The following is a 17,352-nucleotide window of genomic DNA, read 5'->3' on the forward strand; positions in this document are numbered from 1 at the left end:
AACTGAGTTAGGAAGCGATGATGGAAACCGGGATGCAGACAGCCCACAAGGTGCGCTCCGTGCGGCCGGTGGGGACCCGCGCGGTCCTCGCCGAGCTGGACAGCATGCAGGATGTGCTGGCCCTGCAGTCGCTGCTGTCCGCCTCCCCGCTGCCCGGACAGTTGGACGTGCTGGCCGCGGCGGAGACCGTGATGGTGGTGGCCGAGTCCGCTGCCGCCACCCGGGCCATCGGCGCCCGGCTGCTGGAGCTGGAGCTCACCGGGGGCGCTGCGGTGGACAGCGAGCTGGTGGTCATCGATACCGTGTACGACGGCGACGACCTCGCCGAAGTCGCCGAGCTCACCGGCCTGGGCGTGGACGGAGTCATCGCCGCGCACACCGGGCAGCTCTGGACGGTCGCTTTCGCCGGCTTCGCTCCCGGCTTCGCCTACATGGTGGGCGAAAGCCAGCTCCTGGAAGTACCGCGCCGTTCCACTCCGCGCACCGCGGTGCCTGCCGGATCCGTGGCCCTGGCCGGGAATTACTCGGCCGTGTACCCGCGGCGCTCCCCGGGCGGCTGGCAGCTGATCGGCCGCACCGGCGCCCGCATGTGGGACCTCGACCGCCCGCAGCCCGCCCTCGCCCGGCCGGGGGACCGGGTGCGGTACCGGGCCGTGCGCGAGGTCATCATCCCGACGGCGGCTCCCGCGGCTGCCGCCGCCGCTGCAGAGCCCGCCACCGGGATCCGTGTTGTGGCCCCCGGCGCCCTGAGCCTCATCCAGGACCTGGGCCGCCGCGGCCACGGCGGCCTGGGTGTCTCGGCCGCCGGCGCCCTGGACCGGGCCTCCATCCGCCGGGCCAACCGCCTCGTCGGCAACGCGTCCACCGCCGCCGCGATCGAGACCGTCAACGGCGGACTCACCATCCAGGCCGTGGGGGACCGGGTGATCGCCGTGGCCGGTGCGCCGTCGAGCCTCACCATCACGCCGCCGTTGGGGGCTGTTTCCGACTTAAGTGACGACGACGGCGGTCCCGACACCCAGCCCCGCACCGTTCCGATGGCCGCGCCGTTCGCGCTGCTCGACGGCGAGACGCTCACCGTCGGCGCCCCGGAGGCCGGCTTCCGCAGCTACCTCGCCGTCCGCGGCGGGGCAGACCTGCCCGCCGTCCTCGGCAGCCGCTCAACCGACACCCTGTCCGGGCTCGGACCGGCACCGCTGGCAGCCGGGCAACTGCTCGCCGTCGGACACGAGACTGAATCCACCGCCGTCGGGAGCCCCGAACTGCAGCCGGATTTCCCGGAACCCGGCAGCGTCACGGTACTGGACATCGTTCCCGGCCCGCGCGAGGACTGGTTCGACCCCGCCGAACTTGAGTCCCTGTGCAGCCAGGAGTGGCAGGTCACCCCGCAGTCCAACCGGGTGGGCATGCGCCTGGCCGGCGAGCCGCTCAAGCGCAGCCGCGAGGGCGAACTGCCCAGCGAAGGAACCATGGCCGGGGCCATCCAGATCCCGCCCGCCGGCCTGCCCGTGCTGTTCCTGGCCGACCACCCGATCACCGGCGGTTACCCCGTGATCGGGGTGGTCACCGACGAACAACTGGACCGTGCAGCGCAGGTCCCCATCGGCGGAAGCATCCGTTTCCGCGTTTCCCCCGCCCTCGGCACGAAAGAAGTGAGCAAGTAATGCGCAAGGTCCTGATCGCGAACCGCGGCGAAATCGCCGTCCGGATTGCCCGCGCCTGTGAGGACGCCGGAATCGCTTCGGTGGCCGTCTACGCGGACATCGACGCCGACGCCATGCACGTGGGCGCCGCAGGCGATGCCTACAGCCTGGGCGGCAACAGCCCGGCCGATACCTACCTGAACATCCCCAAACTGCTGGACATTGCGGCACGTTCCGGTGCCGACGCCGTGCACCCCGGTTACGGTTTCCTGTCCGAGAACGCGGACTTCGCGCAGGCGGTGCTCGACGCCGGACTGGCCTGGATCGGTCCCGCGCCGGAGGCGATCCGGCAGCTGGGCAACAAGATCACCGCCCGTGAAATCGCTGTCCGAGCAGGCGCTCCGCTGGTGGCCGGCAGCGACGGACCCGTGGCATCGGCCGCCGAGGCCCGCGCCTTCGCCGAGCAGCACGGGCTCCCGGTGGCCATCAAGGCGGCGTTCGGCGGCGGCGGCCGCGGCCTAAAGGTGGTCCGCGAACTGGCCGAGGTGGAGGAAGCCTTCGATTCGGCCGTGCGTGAGGCCGTGGTGGCGTTCGGCCGCGGCGAGTGCTTCGTGGAGCAGTACCTGGACCGGCCGCGGCACGTAGAAGCGCAGGTGATCGCCGATACCCACGGCAATGTGGTGGTGGTGGGCACCCGGGACTGTTCCCTGCAGCGGCGGCACCAGAAGCTCGTCGAAGAGGCGCCTGCGCCGTTCCTGACTCCCTCGCAGCGCGAGGCCATCTATTCCTCGGCCAAGGCGATCTGCCGCGAGGCAGGCTACACCGGCGCCGGAACCGTGGAATTCCTGGTCTCGGCCGGCGGCGCGGTGGCGTTCCTGGAGGTCAACACGCGCTTGCAGGTGGAGCACCCGATCACCGAGGAAACCTCCGGGATCGACCTGGTGCAGGAGCAGTTCCGCATCGCCGCGGGCCTGCCACTGAGCGTTCTTTCGGACCCGGAGCCGCGCGGGCACTCCTTCGAATTCCGCATCAACGCCGAAGACGTGGGCCGCGGATTCCTGCCCTCGCCGGGTACCGTTGCTGGCTTTGTCGGTCCGACCGGCCCGGGCATCCGCCTCGACGCCGGCGTGCGCGCCGGTTCCGTGGTGCCGCCGCAGTTCGACTCCCTGCTGGCCAAGCTCGTCGTCACCGGCGCGGACCGGCAGCAGGCCATCCGCCGCGCCCGCCGCGCGCTGGCCGAGATGGACATTTCCGGCTTGGCGACCGTGCTGCCGTTCCACCGGGCCGTGCTCGAAGCCCTGGAATTCACTTCCCCCGACGGCCTTGGCGTGCACACCCGCTGGATCGAGACGGAGTTCGCCGACCGCATTCCGGCGGACCCCGAATACAGCGCCGTGGCACCCTCCGGTGCGCGCCGCACCATCACCGTTGATGTGGACGGCAAGCGCCTCGCAGTAGGCCTGCCCGCCGATCTGCTGGACGGCTGGGCGCGTTCGGGTGGTTCCCTCTCCGGGGTTCCGTTTACGTCCGACGGCGGTGCTGGTCTTTCGTCCGACGCTTCCAGTGCCGCTCTCCCGGAGTCCGCTGTCCCGGAATCCGCGCTCGTGGCCGGCATGGCCGGGACAGTGGTGAAGTGGCTGGTGGAGCCCGGCGCTTCGGTTGCCGCGGGGGACCCGCTGGTGGTGTTGGAGGCGATGAAGATGGAAACCCAGGTGCCGGCACACCGCGGCGGAACCCTTTCTTCCGTGGTGTCAGCGGCAGGCGGCGTGGTTTCCGTCGGCTCGGTGCTGGGGCATATCGAGTAGAGGCCGGCTCACCAGAGCTGTGGTCCCTGGGCCGGGGCGGGAGCCAGCCGCGGCTCGTCGAGCCGCAGGAGCCTAATCGCCTGCCCGATGATGGCGATGTACACAAACACGACCCAGAATGATGGCAATCTGCCCGTGGTGGTAGCCGAGTCCACAATATTGATGACCGCAAATATGAGGCTCGCGCCGGACACGACTATTGCGGTAATGAGCGGAGCCATGGCCCAGGTACGCCGCGCCGCAATGTTCCAAATCCCCGTTCCGAACAAAGCGAGAAGCATGAGCACACTCACGGCGGCGAGGACCACTTGGATGCTTTGTTGTTCTTCGCTGAAGAGTTCCATGTCGGGGATGATTTGCGAATAAATAAAAGCCGTGGCAGCTGTTGAAACCGCGCCCATGACGAGAAGCCCGATGCCGATGCCGGTCCTTCCTTTGCGGGACCGCTTCGCATTCTCGCCTTCCATTGCCGGTGCGGTCTGCTGCGGGTATTGAGCGCTCATCCTGGGCTCCTTTGCATAGGGGAGTACCCTGATGCGCCCCCACTGCGAAGAATGTAGCAGTGCGGGTCCTTCTTGCACAGCAATTCCAGCGGCCTTTTCCGGTGAATTCGCTACCCTGAAGCCAACATTGTCTCGGCCGCTCAACGTGCCGAATTGTCTTGGATCGGTGATGCATTTGCTTCGGTGGGGGCGGGCCTATTTTGCGTTGCAGGCGGCCGCCGGCCTTTTTTGGTGGGCATTGGTTTTCGCCTCACCCTTTGTGCGTGAAGCGACCCTTGGCAGTCTCGATCCGGTCGTTGTCGCTGCCTTCGACGTCCCGCTGTTCGTCATCGCCTCGGCCGTCGCGGCTTTCGGCGTCAGGGCTGCCGCCGTGGTGGGCGCGGGCTGGACGGCGATTGTCGCCGTCGTGCTTGCTGTCTACGCAACCGTCACGGGCGAAGCGGGCTGGGGCGTGCTGGCCATGGGAGCAGCGACGGCGGCTTCGCTGCTTGCGCATGGCTGGTGATCGCCTACGCCGTCGCCGGATCGATGCTTTGGAACTACGCCATCAGGCCGCTTGAGGAAGCCGACCTCAAGCAACGGTTCGGCGAAGAGTTCGAGCGGTACCGGGAAACGGTGCGCTGCTGGATTCCCAAGGCGCCAAAGGTGGGCAAGCTCCGGAAACCCTGATTACGTGCCATGAAATCGGTCCGACCACTCTCCGGCAAGGATGCGCCTCACGTCACCCTTGCGCCGAGACATAGATGAGTGTAGATATTTACATGTGTCTATGTCTCTTGAGCTGACCCCGGTGCAGGCGGTCGCGTGTTGTTCTCCGCTCTCCCGCGAGCCCCTTTCGGAAGAAGTTGCCGAGCAGGCCTCGGCGATCCTGAAGGCATTGGGGGATCCAGTGCGGCTCCGGCTGATGTCCCTGGTTGCTTCGCACGAGGGCGGCGAGGCCTGCGTGTGCGACCTCAACGATGCGTTCGATCTCTCCCAGCCCACGATCAGCCACCACCTGAAGGTTCTTCATGAAGTCGGCCTGCTGGACCGCGAGAAGCGCGGTGTCTGGGTGTACTACCGCGCCCGGGCCGAGGTCCTGCAGAACCTGGCTGCCCTGATCGGAGGGCAGGCCGCGTGAGCGGATTGGCTCGCCGCGCCGCCGCCGAGTTCACCGGCACGGCATTCCTGGTGATCGCCGTCGTCGGATCCGGCGTGATGGCCTCACGCCTGTCGCCGGACGACGTCGGCCTGCAGCTCCTGCAGAACAGCCTCGCCACGGGTGCCGCGCTGGTCGCGCTGATCCTTGCACTGCAGCCGGTTTCCGCCTCGTTCAACCCGGTGGTCACGCTCGTGGAACGGGCCCTCGGCCTGCTGGATACGCGGACCGCAGCCGGCCTGATCCTTGCGCAGTTCGCCGGCGGCTTGGCCGGAACGGTTGTCGCGAACCTGATGTTCGGGCTCCCGGCAGTAATGATTTCCACCCACCAACGTTCCGGCGCCGGCCTGTGGCTGGGGGAGGTGGTCGGCACCATCGGCCTCCTGCTCGTGGTCTTCGGCACTGTGCGCTCCGGGCGGGCAGACAGAGCGGCGTTCGCCGTCGGCGGCTACATCGCCGCAGCATACTGGTTCACCAGTTCCACCAGCTTCGCCAACCCCGCCGTCACCGTCGCACGGACCATCACCGACACCTTCGCCGGGATCGCGCCGGCCTCGGCCCCCGGATTCATCCTGGCCCAACTGCTCGGCGGCGCCGCAGGCTTCGTCCTCGTCCGCCTTCTCTACCCGGCCCCTGCCCCCTCCTCCGCCCCTGCGGCTGATCGAAAGGTGCTCTCATGAGCAGCAAGCCCTCCGTCCTCTTCGTCTGCGTCCACAACGCCGGCCGCTCCCAGATGGCGGCAGCATTCCTCACCACCCTGTCCCAAGGCGCCATCGAGGTCCGTTCTGCCGGGTCCCAGCCCGCGGACAAGGTCAACCCGGCAGCCGTGGAAGCCATGGCCGAAGTCGGCATCGACATGTCCGCCGAGATCCCCAAGGTCCTCACCACCGAGGCAGTGCAGGATTCCGACGTCGTCATCACCATGGGCTGCGGCGACGAATGCCCCTACTTCCCGGGCAAACGCTACGAGGACTGGGTGCTCGAAGATCCCGCAGGCAAGGGCGTCGAATCCGTCCGGCCCATCCGCGACGACATCAAGACCCGTGTCGAGGCCCTGATCGAATCCCTCGCCCCGGCAGCCCGATAGGGCCCTACAGGCAAGCAGGCGCAGAAGGAATGAGGACAGCATGACTGCACAGGACTCCCTGCCCGTCGCCGTGATCGGTGCCGGACCCATCGGACTCGCCGCGGCAGCGCACCTGCTCGAGCGCGGCCTGGAACCGCTGGTGCTCGAGGCCGGTCCCGCCGTCGGCTCCGCCATCCGGGAATGGGGCCACGTCCGCCTGTTTTCCACCTGGCGCTACAACCTCGACGCCGCCGCGGTGAGGCTGCTGGAACCGACGGGCTGGGAGGCGCCGCGCCCCACGGCGCTGCCGTACGGTGCCGCGATCGTCACGGACTACCTCGAGCCATTGGCCGCGACGCCCCAGCTCCGGAACAGGATCCGGACAGGCACCCGCGTCGTTGCGGTGACCAGGCAGGGTCTGGACAAGAGCCGCAGCGTCGGCCGGGAGCAGGCGCCGTTCCTGCTGCGGGTCCGTCATCCCGACGGCGGCACCTCGGACATCCTGGCCCGCGCCGTCATCGACGCGTCCGGCACTTGGGCCACCCCTGGGCCCCTCGGCGACTCCGGACTGCCCGCGCCCGGTGAGGGCGAGGCGAGGGCTGCAGGCGTGATCGCCGGTCCGCTGCCGGAGGTGTCCCGGGACGGGTTCGCCGGCCGCCGGACCCTGGTGGTTGGCGCCGGTCACTCGGCCGCGAACATGGTCCTGGACCTGGTCCGGCTCGCACGCAGCAATCCAGGCACGGAGGTCATCTGGGCCATCCGGGCCGCCAGCCCCGCCCGTGCCTACGGCGGGGGCGACGCCGACCAGCTTCCCGCGCGGGGCCAGCTGGGCGCCCGCCTGCGCGCCGCCGTCGACGACGGGGCCGTCCGGCTGCTGGCAGGCTTCCAGGCGAGCCGTGTCGAATCCCGTGCCGGCGGAGCGACCGTTCACGCCGTAGACGGCCGAAATGTCGAAGTCGACCGCGTCATTGCGGCCACCGGCTTCCGGCCCGATCTGGGCATCCTTTCGGAACTGCGGCTGGACCTCGACCCGGCCGTCGATGCCCCCAGGGCCTTGGGCCCGCTGATCGACCCGGATTTCCACAGCTGCGGGACCGTCCCGGCCCACGGCGCCCGGATCCTCGCCCACCCGGAGAAGGACTTCTACCTGGCAGGCATGAAATCCTACGGACGCGCCCCCACCTTCCTTATGGCCACGGGCTATGAACAGGTACGCTCCATCGCCGCCGCGCTCGCCGGGGACACGGCTGCCGCGGACGCCGTCGAACTCGAGCTTCCCGAAACCGGCGTCTGTTCGACCAACCTTCCAAGCGGTGAGGAGGATTCCTGCTGCGGGGTCTCCGAGCCCGTGCCCGTCACCATCGGATTCGCCACCGGGCTGCAGCACGGCCGCACCGCCGAAGCGGCAATGCCGTAGCTGTCAGTCCTCATCGGGCCGGCGCATCAGGTTCAGCGGCACGGCTTCCCGGGATTCGGGACCGGCCGCGCCGCACTCCGCGCAGCAAGCATCGTCCGCTTCGGCGGCCTCCGGGTCCCCGGGCAGGGCGGCGCAGCAGGTATCGCCCTTCCAGGCACTGATGCCTTCCCGCACGGCGATGGCGGCGATCACCAGCGCGGCGCCGGCGTCGGCCCACCACCACCCCAGGGTGCTGTTCAGCACCAGCCCTGCCAGCAGTACGGCCGACAGATACGTGCAGAGCAGGGTCTGCTTCGAGTCGGCCACCGCCGTGCGGGAACCGAGTTCCCGGCCGGCGCGGCGTTGCAGCCAGGACAGCACCGGCATGATGAGAAGGCTCAGGGCCGCGATCACGATTCCCGCGGGGGAGTGCTGCGCCTCGCCGCCGCCGGTGAGGGAGCGGAGCGCATCCCCGGCCACGAAGGCGGCCAACGCGAAGAACGAGACCGCAATGATCCGTAGCGTCACCCGCTCGCGCCGTTCGGGATCCGCGGCCGAAAACTGCCAGGACAGCGCGACGGCGGAGGCGACCTCGATCACGGAGTCCAGGCCGAATCCGATCAGGGCCGATGAGTCGGCGACGCCCCCGGCCCACAGTGCAGCAGCGGCTTCGACGACGTTGTAGCTGATGGTCGCTGCGGCGAAGAGCCGGATCCTCCGCCGCAGCACCGCCCGCCTGCCTCCAGTGGGCGAAACAGCTGCCGCCGTCATGCCAGGCACTCCCCGTCCGCGGCGCAGCAGTCCGGATCCACGGCCAGCACAACGCCGATCAGGTCCCGCAAAGCATGGCCCAGGCGCGGATCGGCGAGCTCATACTTCGTCCGCCGGCCGTCCGGAACGGCCAGCACCAGTCCGCAGCCGCGCAGGCAGCTCAGGTGGTTGGACATGCTCTGCCGCGACACCCCCAGGGAATCGGCCAGGTCCGAGGGGTACGCGGGCTCTTCGGCCAGCGCAAGCAGGATCCTGGCCCTGGTGGGGTCGGAGATGGCGTAGCCGAAGCGCGCGAGCACCGGGGCATGGGTGAGGGTTTCCACTCCTCCAAAGTACATCGTTCGATGTATTCATTCAACGGTGTATTGCGTGCGTGAACTTCAGCCCGCTGTCTGCTTCCCGACGTCCCTGAGCTGTGCCTGCTCGGTGGCCGCCCAGGACGCGAGCAGGCGCATCGACTCCTCGGACGGCGAGCCGGGCTCGGCGGTGTAGATGGTGAGGGTGAGGCCGGGTTCGGCGGCCATCTCGAGCCCTTCGTAGGCCACGGTCATCTCGCCCACCACCGGATGATGGAAGGTCTTGAAACCGGTGCCGTGGTGCCGGACATTGTGGGAACTCCAACGATGCCGGAACTCCTGGCTCCGCGTGCTCAGCTCCCCCACGAGGTCGTGGAGTTCCTTGTTGTGCGGATCCCGGCCGGCCTCGGTGCGCAGGATGGACACCACAACGTCGGCGGCGGTGTCCCAGTCCGGGTGGAAGTCCCGGCCCCGTTCGTCCAGGAAGGTGAACCGCGCCAGGTTCGGGGGCTGGCCGGGCATGTCGTAGACGTCTTTGTAGAAGGCACGGGCGAGTGCATTGACCGCGAGCAGGTCCATCCGCCCGTTCCTTACGAAGGCAGGGCCGGCGGTGACGGCGTCGAGGGCCCATTGGAGGCTGGCGTGCGGCGCCCAGTTCCCGGCGCTGCGGCGCTTCGGAGGCCGGGCCACCGGGCTTGCCGCGTGGGCGAGGTCGAAGAGGTGGGCCCGTTCGGCGTCGTCGAGCTTCAACGCACGGGCGAGCGAATCGAGGACTTCCGGGGAAGCGCCGCTGATGGCCCCCCGCTCGAGGCGGGTGTAGTACTCGATGCTCACGCCGGCGAGGGTCGCGACTTCGCTGCGGCGCAGCCCGGCCACGCGCCGGTTCGTCCCGGCGGGGAGCCCGAGTTCCTCGGGCGAAATCCTGGCGCGCCGGGAGGTGAGGAATTCGCGAACGTCAGCACGGTTGTCCATGGATCCACGATAGGCGCGCGCTCCCGAATGAAGGAGTCCCTCCGGGTACCCCTCTTGAGGGGACTTCCCGCGTCCCTTCGATCCGTGGTGAGGTTGAGAGTCCCCAACAGCAGGGAGGAAACGTGTCGCGCATCCTTATCACCGGTTCCAGCGACGGGCTCGGCCGCGCGGCAGCTGCTGCCCTGCTCGACGACGGCCATTCCGTCGTCGTGCACGCCCGCGCGCCGGAGCGGCTGGCGACCGTCCGGGACCTTCTCGACCGCGGTGCCCAGGCCGTGGTGGGGGATCTCGCCAAGCTCGATGAGGTGCGAAGCCTGGCCGAGCAGGCAAACGCCTTGGGCCGCTTCGACGCCGTGATCCACAACGCCGGCGTCTTCAGCGGTCCGGCTTTGCTGCCGGTGAACGTGGTGGCTCCCTTCGTGCTCACCGCCGAAATGGAACGCCCGGAGCGGCTGATCTACCTCAGCAGCGGCATGCACCGCGGCGGTTACCGGGATCTCGACGGCGTGGACTGGAGCGGCGCGCGGGTATCCCGTTCGTATTCCGACAGCAAGCTCTTCGTCACTGCGCTCGCGGCGGCCGTTGCGAGGCTGTGGCCGGAGGTGTATTCAAACGCGGTGGACCCGGGCTGGGTGCCCACCCGGATGGGCGGACCCGGCGCCCCGGGCGATCTCCGCCTGGGCCACGTCACGCAGGCCTGGCTCGCGGTAAGCGACAACCCCGAGGCCCTCACCAGCGGGGGCTACTGGCACCACCGGGCCACCCGGGAACCGCATCAGGCGGTGCATGACCGGCACTTCCAGGCCGCGCTCCTCAGCTCGCTGGCCGACTACACCGGGAGCACTATCGCGTGAGGGTGATGAGCGGCCGGGTCCTGCACCTCATGGCGGGCACGGAAACCCCGGTGGGATTCCCTTCACGGGGCGCCGCCCGCCGTCGCATATTGACGCTCCTTCCGGCTTCCTTCCGGTTGCAGGGCCGACACCGCGGTGGACACGCCGGGTCAGCAGTCTGCCGGGAGAAGCCACCGGGAGGGAACGCCGGCAGGCCTCCCCGGCAAACCCGATAGAGTACGAAAACCGCAGCAAAGACAGGACACAGACGTGAGGCAAGGTTCCAAGCCGACGATTCGTGACGTGGCCGAGCGCGCCGGAGTTTCGCTCACCACGGTCTCTTACGTGCTCTCCGGACGGCTGGGCGGCACCACCCGGATCAGCGAACCCACCAAGCAGCGTGTGCAGGAAGCCGTGCGCGAACTGGGTTACGTGGCCAACCGCGCGGCCCGCGGAATGCGCCGGGGCAAGACCGAGCTGGTGGCTGTGGCGATCGGCAACCTCGAATGGCCGTGGGACCGTGCCTTGGCCGCAGCGGCTGCACGCGTCCTGCCCCAGCACGGTTACCAGCCCGTGGTGCTGTTGGGCGATGCCTGGCGGCAGTTCATGTTGTCCGGTGGGGCCGACGGCGTGATTCTCGGCTTCATCCCGGAATCGGTGACCCAGGATGAAACCATGCTCGAACTTGCCCGCCGCGGAGTTCCGCAGGTGGTTATTTCCGAGGTCATGCAGCCCGCCGGCTTCGACGTCCTGGCACCCGAACCCGCCGACGGGATCGCCGCCGGGATGGACTTCCTGACGCGGAGCCACCGCCGCATCGCCTGCATCCGGCGCGCGGACGAAAGCAACCGCACCATCGCCTCCAGGTACAGCGGCTACGTTGCCGGGCTCGAGCGTGCGGGCTTGCCGGTCGATCCGGAGCTCGTGCGCACCTCACACCACCGCAAGGACCTTGCCTACCAGGCTGCCCTGGATTTGCTGCAGCTGCCGGACCGGCCCACCGCCATCTTCGCCAACGACGACATGGAGGCGCTGCAGGCCATCCGTGCAGCCTTCCGCCTGGGCCTGCGCGTGCCCGAGGACGTACAGATCGTGGGCGTCGGCAACTCCACCGAGGGCAAGGAGTCGGACCCGGCCCTCACCACCGTAGGGCCGGAGCCCATCTTCGACCGCGTGGTGAACATGCTGGTGGAACGCCTGGAGTCCGGCTCTACGGGCGAAGGCGTCCGCGTTCCGGCGCCCTGGACCCTGCACCTGCGCGGGACGACGGTCCAGGGCTGAAGTTTCGGCGGGGGAGCGGCTCTCGCCGCCGCGCCGCACCTTGCAGGGTTGCCTGGCCGAGGAGCTGCGCCGACTCGACCCGGATGAGGTTTTCGGTGAAACGGTCCGTGGCCTTGCAACGGACAGGAAAGGCGCCGGCAAGGACGTCACATGTCCGCGCTCCATCGAACGGATCCCTAGAATGGGGTGGGCCAAACACCCCGGGAGCCGGAAAGGAGCGCCGATGACGACGCGTGCCTCTTTCCGGCTGCTCAGGACCGGGACGATCGCCTCCATCATCCTTGGCCTGGCCGCCGGCGGTCACCTTGCCGGCGGGGGAGTGCTGCCCGAGCCGGCCATCCTCCTTGGGCTATGTGCGTTGACGGTGCTGCCGGTCTCGGTGGCCACGAAGTTCCATTTGTCCTTTCCCCTCCTTGCCGGCCTCCTCGGCGCGGGACAAGCCTGGCTGCACTGGGCCCTCCATGCCCTATCCACCGCGGCGCCGCTTGCAGCTTCGCCCCATTCAGGCCACGCGGCACACGCGCCCGGCCTCCTGCTGGAAGCTGTCGGTGACGTTCCCGGGACCCAGGCCGCTTCCGGCGACTGGCAGATGTTCCTTGCCCACGCTCTCGCGACCCTGGTTACGGCCGTGGTGCTCGCCCGGGGCGAGCAGGCCCTGGGGGCGCTGGCGGCCTGGCTGCGTCCATTGGCGCAGCTGCCTGAGCCTTGCGCGATCGTTCCGGCCCGAATCCCGGGGCCGTGCATGGCCCCGGTCGTCCTGGCCCACGACCAGATTGTCCGGCGCATCCCTGCACGGCGCGGCCCACCGGCGATGATGCCCGCCGCCTGAGACTCCCTGGTGCTCCGCTCACGGAATGGGATCAGGCGGCCTCTGCTGTGCTGACATGCCTGGCTGGCCCACGTTCCGGCCAGGCTCCTGATCTTCTTTTCCATGAAAGGCATCCTTGCCATGAAGCCCTCCCTTCGACGTACCCTCAAGACCACCTCGGCCGCCACCTTGGCCGCCGGTCTGCTCGCCGCCGGCGCTGCAGCGGCCTCCGCCCATGTCCACGTCGATGCTGACGATCCGGCAGCAGGTGGCTACACCCACCTGACGTTCAACGTTCCCAATGAATCGGCCACGGCCAAGACGAGCAAACTCGAAGTGACGCTGCCGGCCGATACCCCGTTCAATTCGGTGTCCGTGAAGCCGGTGGAAGGGTGGACCGCCCGTGTCATCATCGCGGAACTGCCCAAGCCCGTCACGGTGGACGGAGCAACGGTGACCAAAGCCCCGGTTTCCGTGGTGTGGACGGCAGACGCGGCGCACCAGATCGGAGCGAACGAATACCAGTCGTTCTCGATCTCCGTGGGTGTCCTGCCCGACGCCGGCACCACCGTGACATTGCCGGCAACCCAGAGCTACACGGACGGCACGGTCGTCAGATGGGACCAGAAGACGGTCGAGGGTCAGGAAGAACCCGAACACCCGGCCCCTTCGTTCGTGACCACGGCCAAGGACAGCGAAACGATGGCCCATGGCGCGGCCCCGGCGGGAACAGCGGCCCCGGCAGGAACTGCCGCACCGTCCGCAGCAAACGCACCGGCCGCAGCGTCCGCCGTCAATGACGGAGGTTCGACGGCGGGCTGGTTCGGCCTGGCCGCCGGCCTGATTGGCCTCGGCACTGGTGTGACTGCCCTGGCACGCACGCGGCCCACGAAGGGCAACTGACCCGCCATCACGCACCGCCCGGGCCGTGCCGTTCCAGTCGGCACGGCCGGGCTGGTGCTGCCCACCATCAGGTACCCAGCGGATATGAGGCACAGCCCGGTCCGCACGCCGCCGCGCCCTCGCGCCTGCCCGAATCCTTCTTGAAAGACCGAAACACATGACTCTTCTGACCAAGCCTCCGGCCGGGACACCCGGCGCACCCGACGCGTCAACGAGCACGCCGCCCGACACCCGGGAGGCAGTGGAACGTGGCTGGTTCCGGGCGTTCCTGCTCAGGATCCACTTCTACGCAGGGATCCTCGCCGGGCCCTTCCTGCTGATCGCGGCCATAAGCGGGGGCCTGTACGCGATGGCACCCCAGCTCGAGTCGGCCATCTATGCCCGGGAACTGCATGTTCCCGCCGTCGCCGATCCGTTGCCGCTCTCGGCCCAGGTCAAAGCCGCCATGGACCATGCCGGCGGAGCTGCCCCGGTGATGGTGCGGCCGGCACCCGGGCCGGAGGACACCACACGGGTCCTGTTCGCCGACAAGACCCTGGGCGAATCCCAGTACCGGACCGTGTTCGTCGACCCGGGCACTGCCGGGATCCGCGGCGACCTTCCGACTTACGGCAGCAGCGGCGCGCTGCCGGTGCGGACCTGGATTTCCAACCTTCACCGGTCCCTGAACCTGGGCGAACCCGGCCGCGCCTACAGCGAGCTCGCGGCCTCCTGGCTGTGGGTGATCGCCTTGGGCGGTCTGCTGCTCTGGATCGACAGTATCCGCCGAAAACGCGGCACCAACAGGGCCAGGACCGCCAAGCCGCGCAAGGTCAACGGCAGAACGCGCACGCTGTGGCTGCACGGCACCACCGGAACGGTCCTGTTCCTTGCGTTCATGTTCCTCTCCGCCACCGGGCTCACCTGGTCAGCCAACGCCGGAGCGAATGTCAGCACCCTGCGCACCGCCCTGGACTGGACCACCCCCGGCCTGAACACAACGTTGACGGGAGCGGAGGCCGCCCCGGCCGGAGACCATGCAGGCCACGGAAGCGGCGGCGTATCGGCCACGAGCCCCTCGGTGGATCCGGCCATGTTCGACACAGTATCCAGCATGGCGCGCGCCGACATCATCAGCGCACCCATGATCGACATCAAACCCCCGGCGAAACCGGGCACAGCCTGGTCGGTGACCGAAACCGGCCGGGAATGGCCCGCATCGGCCAGCGCCGTCTCGATCGACCCGGCTACCGGGCAGATCACCAACCGCCTCGACTTCGATGACTTCAACCTCGCAGCGAAACTCACCCGGTGGGGGATCGCCGCCCACATGGGGCTGCTCTTCGGCCTGCCGAACCAGCTGGCCCTCCTTGCCGTTGCCGTGGGCCTGGCCGCCATGGTGGCCTGGGGTTACGTGATGTGGTGGAAGCGGCGGCCCACCCGCGGCAGCGCCTGGGCGGCCGGCCGGCCGGCGCCGCGCGGCGCGTTCCTGCGCGCGCACTGGGCCGGTGTCCTGGCTGCGATCACAGTCATGGTCGCCCTCGGACTCTTCCTGCCGCTGCTGGGTTGGAGCCTGCTGGCTTTCATCGTCCTGGACACCGCCGTCGGCTGTTGGTCGAAGCCCAGCGGCCGCCGCTAGCCCGCCACCTTCTCCTTCGCCGCCTGCGAGGCCTTCATCCATTCGCTCAGCCACGGGGCGCGGACGCTCGACGTGATGCGGCAGTCGGCCACGAAGGTTCCCTTGGCGCCGTCGTCGATCCAGTCCTGGAGCGCGGAGAGATCCGTCAGCTCGCGGATGATCGCGGACTCCGCGCCCAGCGCGCGGGCGACGCCGCTGAAGTCCACTTCGGGGATCAGCATGGGCTTTTCGGTCAGGCCCCGGGAGCCGTACTGGTGGATCTCAGCCCCGTAGGCGGCGTCGTTGTAAATCACGACGACGGCGCTTGCCGCAGCGCCCACGAGCGATTCCAGGTCGGACAGGCCCATCAGGAAGCCGCCGTCGCCCGAGGCCAGCACCAGGGTGCGGCCGTCGTCCACGGCCCGTGCAACCCCGACGGCGCTGGCGAGGCCGAGCCCGATGGTCTGGTACGCGGTTCCCACCATGACCAGATCCTGGGGCCGCGGGATCCGCCAGTACATGGGTGCCCAGCCGAGGAAGTGGCCGCCGTCCTGGACCACGGTGCGGCGCTCGGGAAGGATTGCGTCCAGCGCCGTGGCAAGGGCGCGCGGGTCAAGGCGGCCGTCCGGGGTGTCCCCGGAGCCGGCGTCATGTCCCGGTCCTTCGGCCAGGCGCTTCCGGGCTTCCGCGCGCCAGGCTTCAGCGGTCACGGGGCCATCCAGCAGCCGGAGTAGCCGGCTGGCGGCGGCTTTCGCGTCCGCGGCGACAAACAGGTCCACGCGGGGGTGCGTCGCTTCCAGTGCGGTGTCAATCTGGATGACGGTGCTGTCCGGGCCGATCAGGTGGCCGAAGCGCATGGTGAACGGGCTCAGGCTCGCCCCGGCCACGAGCACCACGTCCGCCTCGCCCATGAGTCCGGCGGCGGTTTCGGTGCCGAAGCCGCCCGCGACCCCGAGGTAGCCCTCGCCCTTCAGCAGGTTCAGCGCCAAAGCGGTCCCGGCGGTCAGCGCGCCGAGGCGGTCGGCGAGCCCGCGGAGTTCGGGGCCGGCTCCGGCGAGGTGCGCCCCACGGCCGGCAAGGATCAGGGGCCGCTTCGCCTCGGCGAGCAGCCGCGCCGCCCGCTCGAGGCCGCCGTCGACGTCGTCCCTCACCGGTGCTGCCGCCGGCGGCACCGGAAGTTCCTCGTCCGCTGCTTCCAGCGCCGCCAGATCGTACGGGATGGCAATCACGACGGCGGTCCGCTTGGCCAGCGCGTACTCCACCGCTTCCTGCGTGATGGAGCCCGCGGCTTCGCGGGTGACGTTGAAGGTCGCCGCCCCGAGCCCGGCGGCGATTGCAGCCTGGTCCACGTCCCAGGGCCGGGCGCCGCTGCTGGGCGCGTCCCCGGTGACGAGCACGACGGGGATCTGGGCCTGGACCGCTTCCGCGAGGGCCGTCAGGGCGTTGGTGTAGCCGGGACCGTAGGTGGTGGTGCCCGCCGCGAGGCGCCCGGACGCGCGGTAGTAGGCGTCGGCCGCCGCGATGGCGGCACCCTCGTGGCGCACGGCGGAGAAGCGGAGGCCCTGCTTCTCGGCAGCGTCCAGGAAGTAGACATTTCCGTTGCCCATGACGCCGAAAACGTCGCTGAGGTAGCCGCTGAGAACCTCGGCCACACGGCCGGAAACAGTCAGTGAAGTCATGCAGGAATCTTCGGAGCCTGCATTCAGATAGGCAAGAGGGCCGGGTTTGCTTGGGATATTTGTCAATATCAGCTAGCCACGACTGAAAATATGCCCAAGTGTGGCGCGTATCACCAGGCTCAGTCCGGGTTTCAGTCCGAGGAGCCGGATTCCTGCTTTGAGAGACGGTTGAGGAGGCCGTCGTAGCGGGGCGGCATCAGTTCCAGCACGGAGATGGCCGTGCTGGTCCGCTGGATCCCCTCGATTTCCAAGATCTGGTTGGTGATGCGGTAGAGGTCCGCCGTGTCGCGGGCGACCACCTTGGCCATGAGGTCGGCGTCTCCGGTGGTGGCGTGGACTTCAATGACCTCGGGGATTGTCTCGAGCCCGTTTTCCACCGACCCTGCGCGGGTCTGGCTGATGGCCAGCGAGAGAAAGGCCATCAGGCCGTATCCGAGCGCCGCGGGATCCAGCCTCCTGCTGAAGGAGCGGAGGGCGCCGCTGCGCTCGAGCCTTGCGAGGCGGGCATGCACCGTGTTCCGTGCGACGCCGAGCGTCCGCGAGAGCGCCAGGGCGCTGGCTTCCGGGTCCTTATCGAGGGCGAGGATAATCCTGGCGTCCAAGGAATCGAGGTCGCGTCGATTCGGGATGGTCATATTTTCACCACAGACAATAGAAGTTG

19 protein-coding genes and 1 pseudogene are annotated in these 17,352 nt (G+C 69.0%); 14 read left to right on the forward strand and 6 right to left on the reverse strand.

Annotation, left to right across the window (positions count from 1 at the left end; all coding sequences use genetic code 11):
* Positions 1 to 20 precede the first annotated feature (20 nt).
* Positions 21 to 1,664, forward strand: coding sequence for a 5-oxoprolinase/urea amidolyase family protein (locus ACN9M4_RS00330; protein WP_426301261.1), 1,644 nt, complete (start codon positions 21 to 23; stop codon positions 1,662 to 1,664).
* Positions 1,664 to 3,448, forward strand: a complete 1,785-nt coding sequence (locus ACN9M4_RS00335) for an acetyl/propionyl/methylcrotonyl-CoA carboxylase subunit alpha (RefSeq protein WP_426301263.1) — start codon at positions 1,664 to 1,666, stop codon at positions 3,446 to 3,448. The genes ACN9M4_RS00330 and ACN9M4_RS00335 overlap by 1 nt, the downstream gene beginning before the upstream one ends.
* A gap of 8 nt (positions 3,449 to 3,456) precedes the next feature.
* On the opposite strand, the gene ACN9M4_RS00340 is transcribed toward ACN9M4_RS00335, so the two are convergent.
* The gene (locus ACN9M4_RS00340; protein WP_426301265.1) at positions 3,457 to 3,951 is read right to left on the reverse strand and encodes a hypothetical protein; all 495 of its coding nucleotides are present in this window, start codon (positions 3,949 to 3,951) and stop codon (positions 3,457 to 3,459) included.
* Between the two features lie 259 nt (positions 3,952 to 4,210).
* Between ACN9M4_RS00340 and ACN9M4_RS00345 the strand changes: the two genes are divergently transcribed.
* From ACN9M4_RS00345 to ACN9M4_RS00370, 6 genes are all read left to right on the forward strand, one after another.
* Positions 4,211 to 4,456, forward strand: coding sequence for a hypothetical protein (locus ACN9M4_RS00345; RefSeq protein ID WP_426301267.1), 246 nt, complete (start codon positions 4,211 to 4,213; stop codon positions 4,454 to 4,456).
* Positions 4,453 to 4,620, forward strand: a complete 168-nt coding sequence (locus ACN9M4_RS00350) for a hypothetical protein (RefSeq protein WP_426301269.1) — start codon at positions 4,453 to 4,455, stop codon at positions 4,618 to 4,620. The genes ACN9M4_RS00345 and ACN9M4_RS00350 overlap by 4 nt, the downstream gene beginning before the upstream one ends.
* 100 nt (positions 4,621 to 4,720) lie before the next feature.
* Complete coding sequence (locus ACN9M4_RS00355) at positions 4,721 to 5,071, forward strand: ArsR/SmtB family transcription factor (RefSeq protein ID WP_426301271.1); 351 nt, start codon at positions 4,721 to 4,723, stop codon at positions 5,069 to 5,071.
* On the forward strand, positions 5,068 to 5,769 hold the full coding sequence (locus ACN9M4_RS00360) for an aquaporin (RefSeq protein WP_426301273.1): 702 nt from the start codon (positions 5,068 to 5,070) through the stop codon (positions 5,767 to 5,769). Before ACN9M4_RS00355 ends, ACN9M4_RS00360 begins: the two co-directional genes overlap by 4 nt.
* Positions 5,766 to 6,176, forward strand: coding sequence for an arsenate reductase ArsC (locus tag ACN9M4_RS00365; RefSeq protein WP_426301275.1), 411 nt, complete (start codon positions 5,766 to 5,768; stop codon positions 6,174 to 6,176). The genes ACN9M4_RS00360 and ACN9M4_RS00365 overlap by 4 nt, the downstream gene beginning before the upstream one ends.
* A gap of 40 nt (positions 6,177 to 6,216) precedes the next feature.
* Positions 6,217 to 7,572, forward strand: coding sequence for an FAD-dependent oxidoreductase (locus ACN9M4_RS00370; protein ID WP_426301277.1), 1,356 nt, complete (start codon positions 6,217 to 6,219; stop codon positions 7,570 to 7,572).
* A 3-nt stretch (positions 7,573 to 7,575) separates the two neighbouring features.
* Here the strand turns inward: ACN9M4_RS00370 and ACN9M4_RS00375 are convergent, their stop codons facing one another.
* The 3 genes from ACN9M4_RS00375 to ACN9M4_RS00385 are packed head-to-tail and all read right to left on the reverse strand — an operon-like array spanning position 7,576 to position 9,590.
* The gene (locus tag ACN9M4_RS00375; RefSeq protein WP_426301279.1) at positions 7,576 to 8,322 is read right to left on the reverse strand and encodes a cation transporter; all 747 of its coding nucleotides are present in this window, start codon (positions 8,320 to 8,322) and stop codon (positions 7,576 to 7,578) included.
* The gene (locus ACN9M4_RS00380; protein WP_426301281.1) at positions 8,319 to 8,660 is read right to left on the reverse strand and encodes an ArsR/SmtB family transcription factor; all 342 of its coding nucleotides are present in this window, start codon (positions 8,658 to 8,660) and stop codon (positions 8,319 to 8,321) included. Before ACN9M4_RS00380 ends, ACN9M4_RS00375 begins: the two co-directional genes overlap by 4 nt.
* A 42-nt stretch (positions 8,661 to 8,702) precedes the next feature.
* Positions 8,703 to 9,590 carry a helix-turn-helix transcriptional regulator gene (locus ACN9M4_RS00385; protein WP_426301283.1) on the reverse strand — a complete coding sequence of 296 codons (888 nt, stop codon included), beginning with the start codon at positions 9,588 to 9,590 and terminating at the stop codon, positions 8,703 to 8,705.
* 122 nt (positions 9,591 to 9,712) lie between these two features.
* Between ACN9M4_RS00385 and ACN9M4_RS00390 the strand changes: the two genes are divergently transcribed.
* The 6 genes and pseudogenes from ACN9M4_RS00390 to ACN9M4_RS00415 all read left to right on the forward strand — a co-directional run bounded on the left by ACN9M4_RS00390 (position 9,713) and on the right by ACN9M4_RS00415 (position 15,033).
* Complete coding sequence (locus ACN9M4_RS00390) at positions 9,713 to 10,444, forward strand: SDR family NAD(P)-dependent oxidoreductase (protein ID WP_426301285.1); 732 nt, start codon at positions 9,713 to 9,715, stop codon at positions 10,442 to 10,444.
* 249 nt (positions 10,445 to 10,693) lie between these two features.
* The gene (locus ACN9M4_RS00395) at positions 10,694 to 11,704 is read left to right on the forward strand and encodes a LacI family DNA-binding transcriptional regulator (RefSeq protein WP_426301287.1); all 1,011 of its coding nucleotides are present in this window, start codon (positions 10,694 to 10,696) and stop codon (positions 11,702 to 11,704) included.
* 13 nt (positions 11,705 to 11,717) lie between these two features.
* Positions 11,718 to 11,810, forward strand: a pseudogene (locus ACN9M4_RS00400) (OpcA/G6PD domain-containing protein); the annotation flags it as partial.
* A 117-nt stretch (positions 11,811 to 11,927) separates the two neighbouring features.
* On the forward strand, positions 11,928 to 12,533 hold the full coding sequence (locus ACN9M4_RS00405; protein WP_426301289.1) for a hypothetical protein: 606 nt from the start codon (positions 11,928 to 11,930) through the stop codon (positions 12,531 to 12,533).
* Positions 12,534 to 12,653: 120 nt separating this feature from the next.
* Complete coding sequence (locus tag ACN9M4_RS00410; protein ID WP_426301290.1) at positions 12,654 to 13,415, forward strand: YcnI family protein; 762 nt, start codon at positions 12,654 to 12,656, stop codon at positions 13,413 to 13,415.
* Between the two features lie 157 nt (positions 13,416 to 13,572).
* Positions 13,573 to 15,033, forward strand: a complete 1,461-nt coding sequence (locus ACN9M4_RS00415; RefSeq protein ID WP_426301292.1) for a PepSY-associated TM helix domain-containing protein — start codon at positions 13,573 to 13,575, stop codon at positions 15,031 to 15,033.
* Here ACN9M4_RS00415 and ACN9M4_RS00420 read toward each other — a convergent pair.
* On the reverse strand, positions 15,030 to 16,691 hold the full coding sequence (locus ACN9M4_RS00420; RefSeq protein ID WP_426301294.1) for a thiamine pyrophosphate-binding protein: 1,662 nt from the start codon (positions 16,689 to 16,691) through the stop codon (positions 15,030 to 15,032). The genes ACN9M4_RS00415 and ACN9M4_RS00420 overlap by 4 nt on opposite strands.
* 131 nt (positions 16,692 to 16,822) lie before the next feature.
* On the reverse strand, positions 16,823 to 17,326 hold the full coding sequence (locus tag ACN9M4_RS00425; RefSeq protein WP_426301296.1) for an Lrp/AsnC family transcriptional regulator: 504 nt from the start codon (positions 17,324 to 17,326) through the stop codon (positions 16,823 to 16,825).
* Between the last annotated feature and the right edge of the window lie 26 nt (positions 17,327 to 17,352).

It is taken from the genome of Arthrobacter sp. R-11 (assembly GCF_049913155.1).
Classification (GTDB): Bacteria; Actinomycetota; Actinomycetes; order Actinomycetales; family Micrococcaceae; genus Arthrobacter.

What these genes read in the sequence shown, in the direction of transcription:
- ACN9M4_RS00330 (WP_426301261.1), top strand. Translation starts at nt 21, where the DNA reads ATGGAAACCGGGATGCAGACAGCCCACAAGGTGCGCTCCGTGCGGCCG.
- ACN9M4_RS00335 (WP_426301263.1), top strand. Translation starts at nt 1,664, where the DNA reads ATGCGCAAGGTCCTGATCGCGAACCGCGGCGAAATCGCCGTCCGGATT.
- ACN9M4_RS00340 (WP_426301265.1), bottom strand. Translation starts at nt 3,951, where the DNA reads ATGAGCGCTCAATACCCGCAGCAGACCGCACCGGCAATGGAAGGCGAG.
- ACN9M4_RS00355 (WP_426301271.1), top strand. Translation starts at nt 4,721, where the DNA reads ATGTCTCTTGAGCTGACCCCGGTGCAGGCGGTCGCGTGTTGTTCTCCG.
- ACN9M4_RS00365 (WP_426301275.1), top strand. Translation starts at nt 5,766, where the DNA reads ATGAGCAGCAAGCCCTCCGTCCTCTTCGTCTGCGTCCACAACGCCGGC.
- ACN9M4_RS00370 (WP_426301277.1), top strand. Translation starts at nt 6,217, where the DNA reads ATGACTGCACAGGACTCCCTGCCCGTCGCCGTGATCGGTGCCGGACCC.
- ACN9M4_RS00375 (WP_426301279.1), bottom strand. Translation starts at nt 8,322, where the DNA reads ATGACGGCGGCAGCTGTTTCGCCCACTGGAGGCAGGCGGGCGGTGCTG.
- ACN9M4_RS00380 (WP_426301281.1), bottom strand. Translation starts at nt 8,660, where the DNA reads ATGTACTTTGGAGGAGTGGAAACCCTCACCCATGCCCCGGTGCTCGCG.
- ACN9M4_RS00385 (WP_426301283.1), bottom strand. Translation starts at nt 9,590, where the DNA reads ATGGACAACCGTGCTGACGTTCGCGAATTCCTCACCTCCCGGCGCGCC.
- ACN9M4_RS00405 (WP_426301289.1), top strand. Translation starts at nt 11,928, where the DNA reads ATGACGACGCGTGCCTCTTTCCGGCTGCTCAGGACCGGGACGATCGCC.
- ACN9M4_RS00410 (WP_426301290.1), top strand. Translation starts at nt 12,654, where the DNA reads ATGAAGCCCTCCCTTCGACGTACCCTCAAGACCACCTCGGCCGCCACC.
- ACN9M4_RS00415 (WP_426301292.1), top strand. Translation starts at nt 13,573, where the DNA reads ATGACTCTTCTGACCAAGCCTCCGGCCGGGACACCCGGCGCACCCGAC.
- ACN9M4_RS00420 (WP_426301294.1), bottom strand. Translation starts at nt 16,691, where the DNA reads ATGACTTCACTGACTGTTTCCGGCCGTGTGGCCGAGGTTCTCAGCGGC.
- ACN9M4_RS00425 (WP_426301296.1), bottom strand. Translation starts at nt 17,326, where the DNA reads ATGACCATCCCGAATCGACGCGACCTCGATTCCTTGGACGCCAGGATT.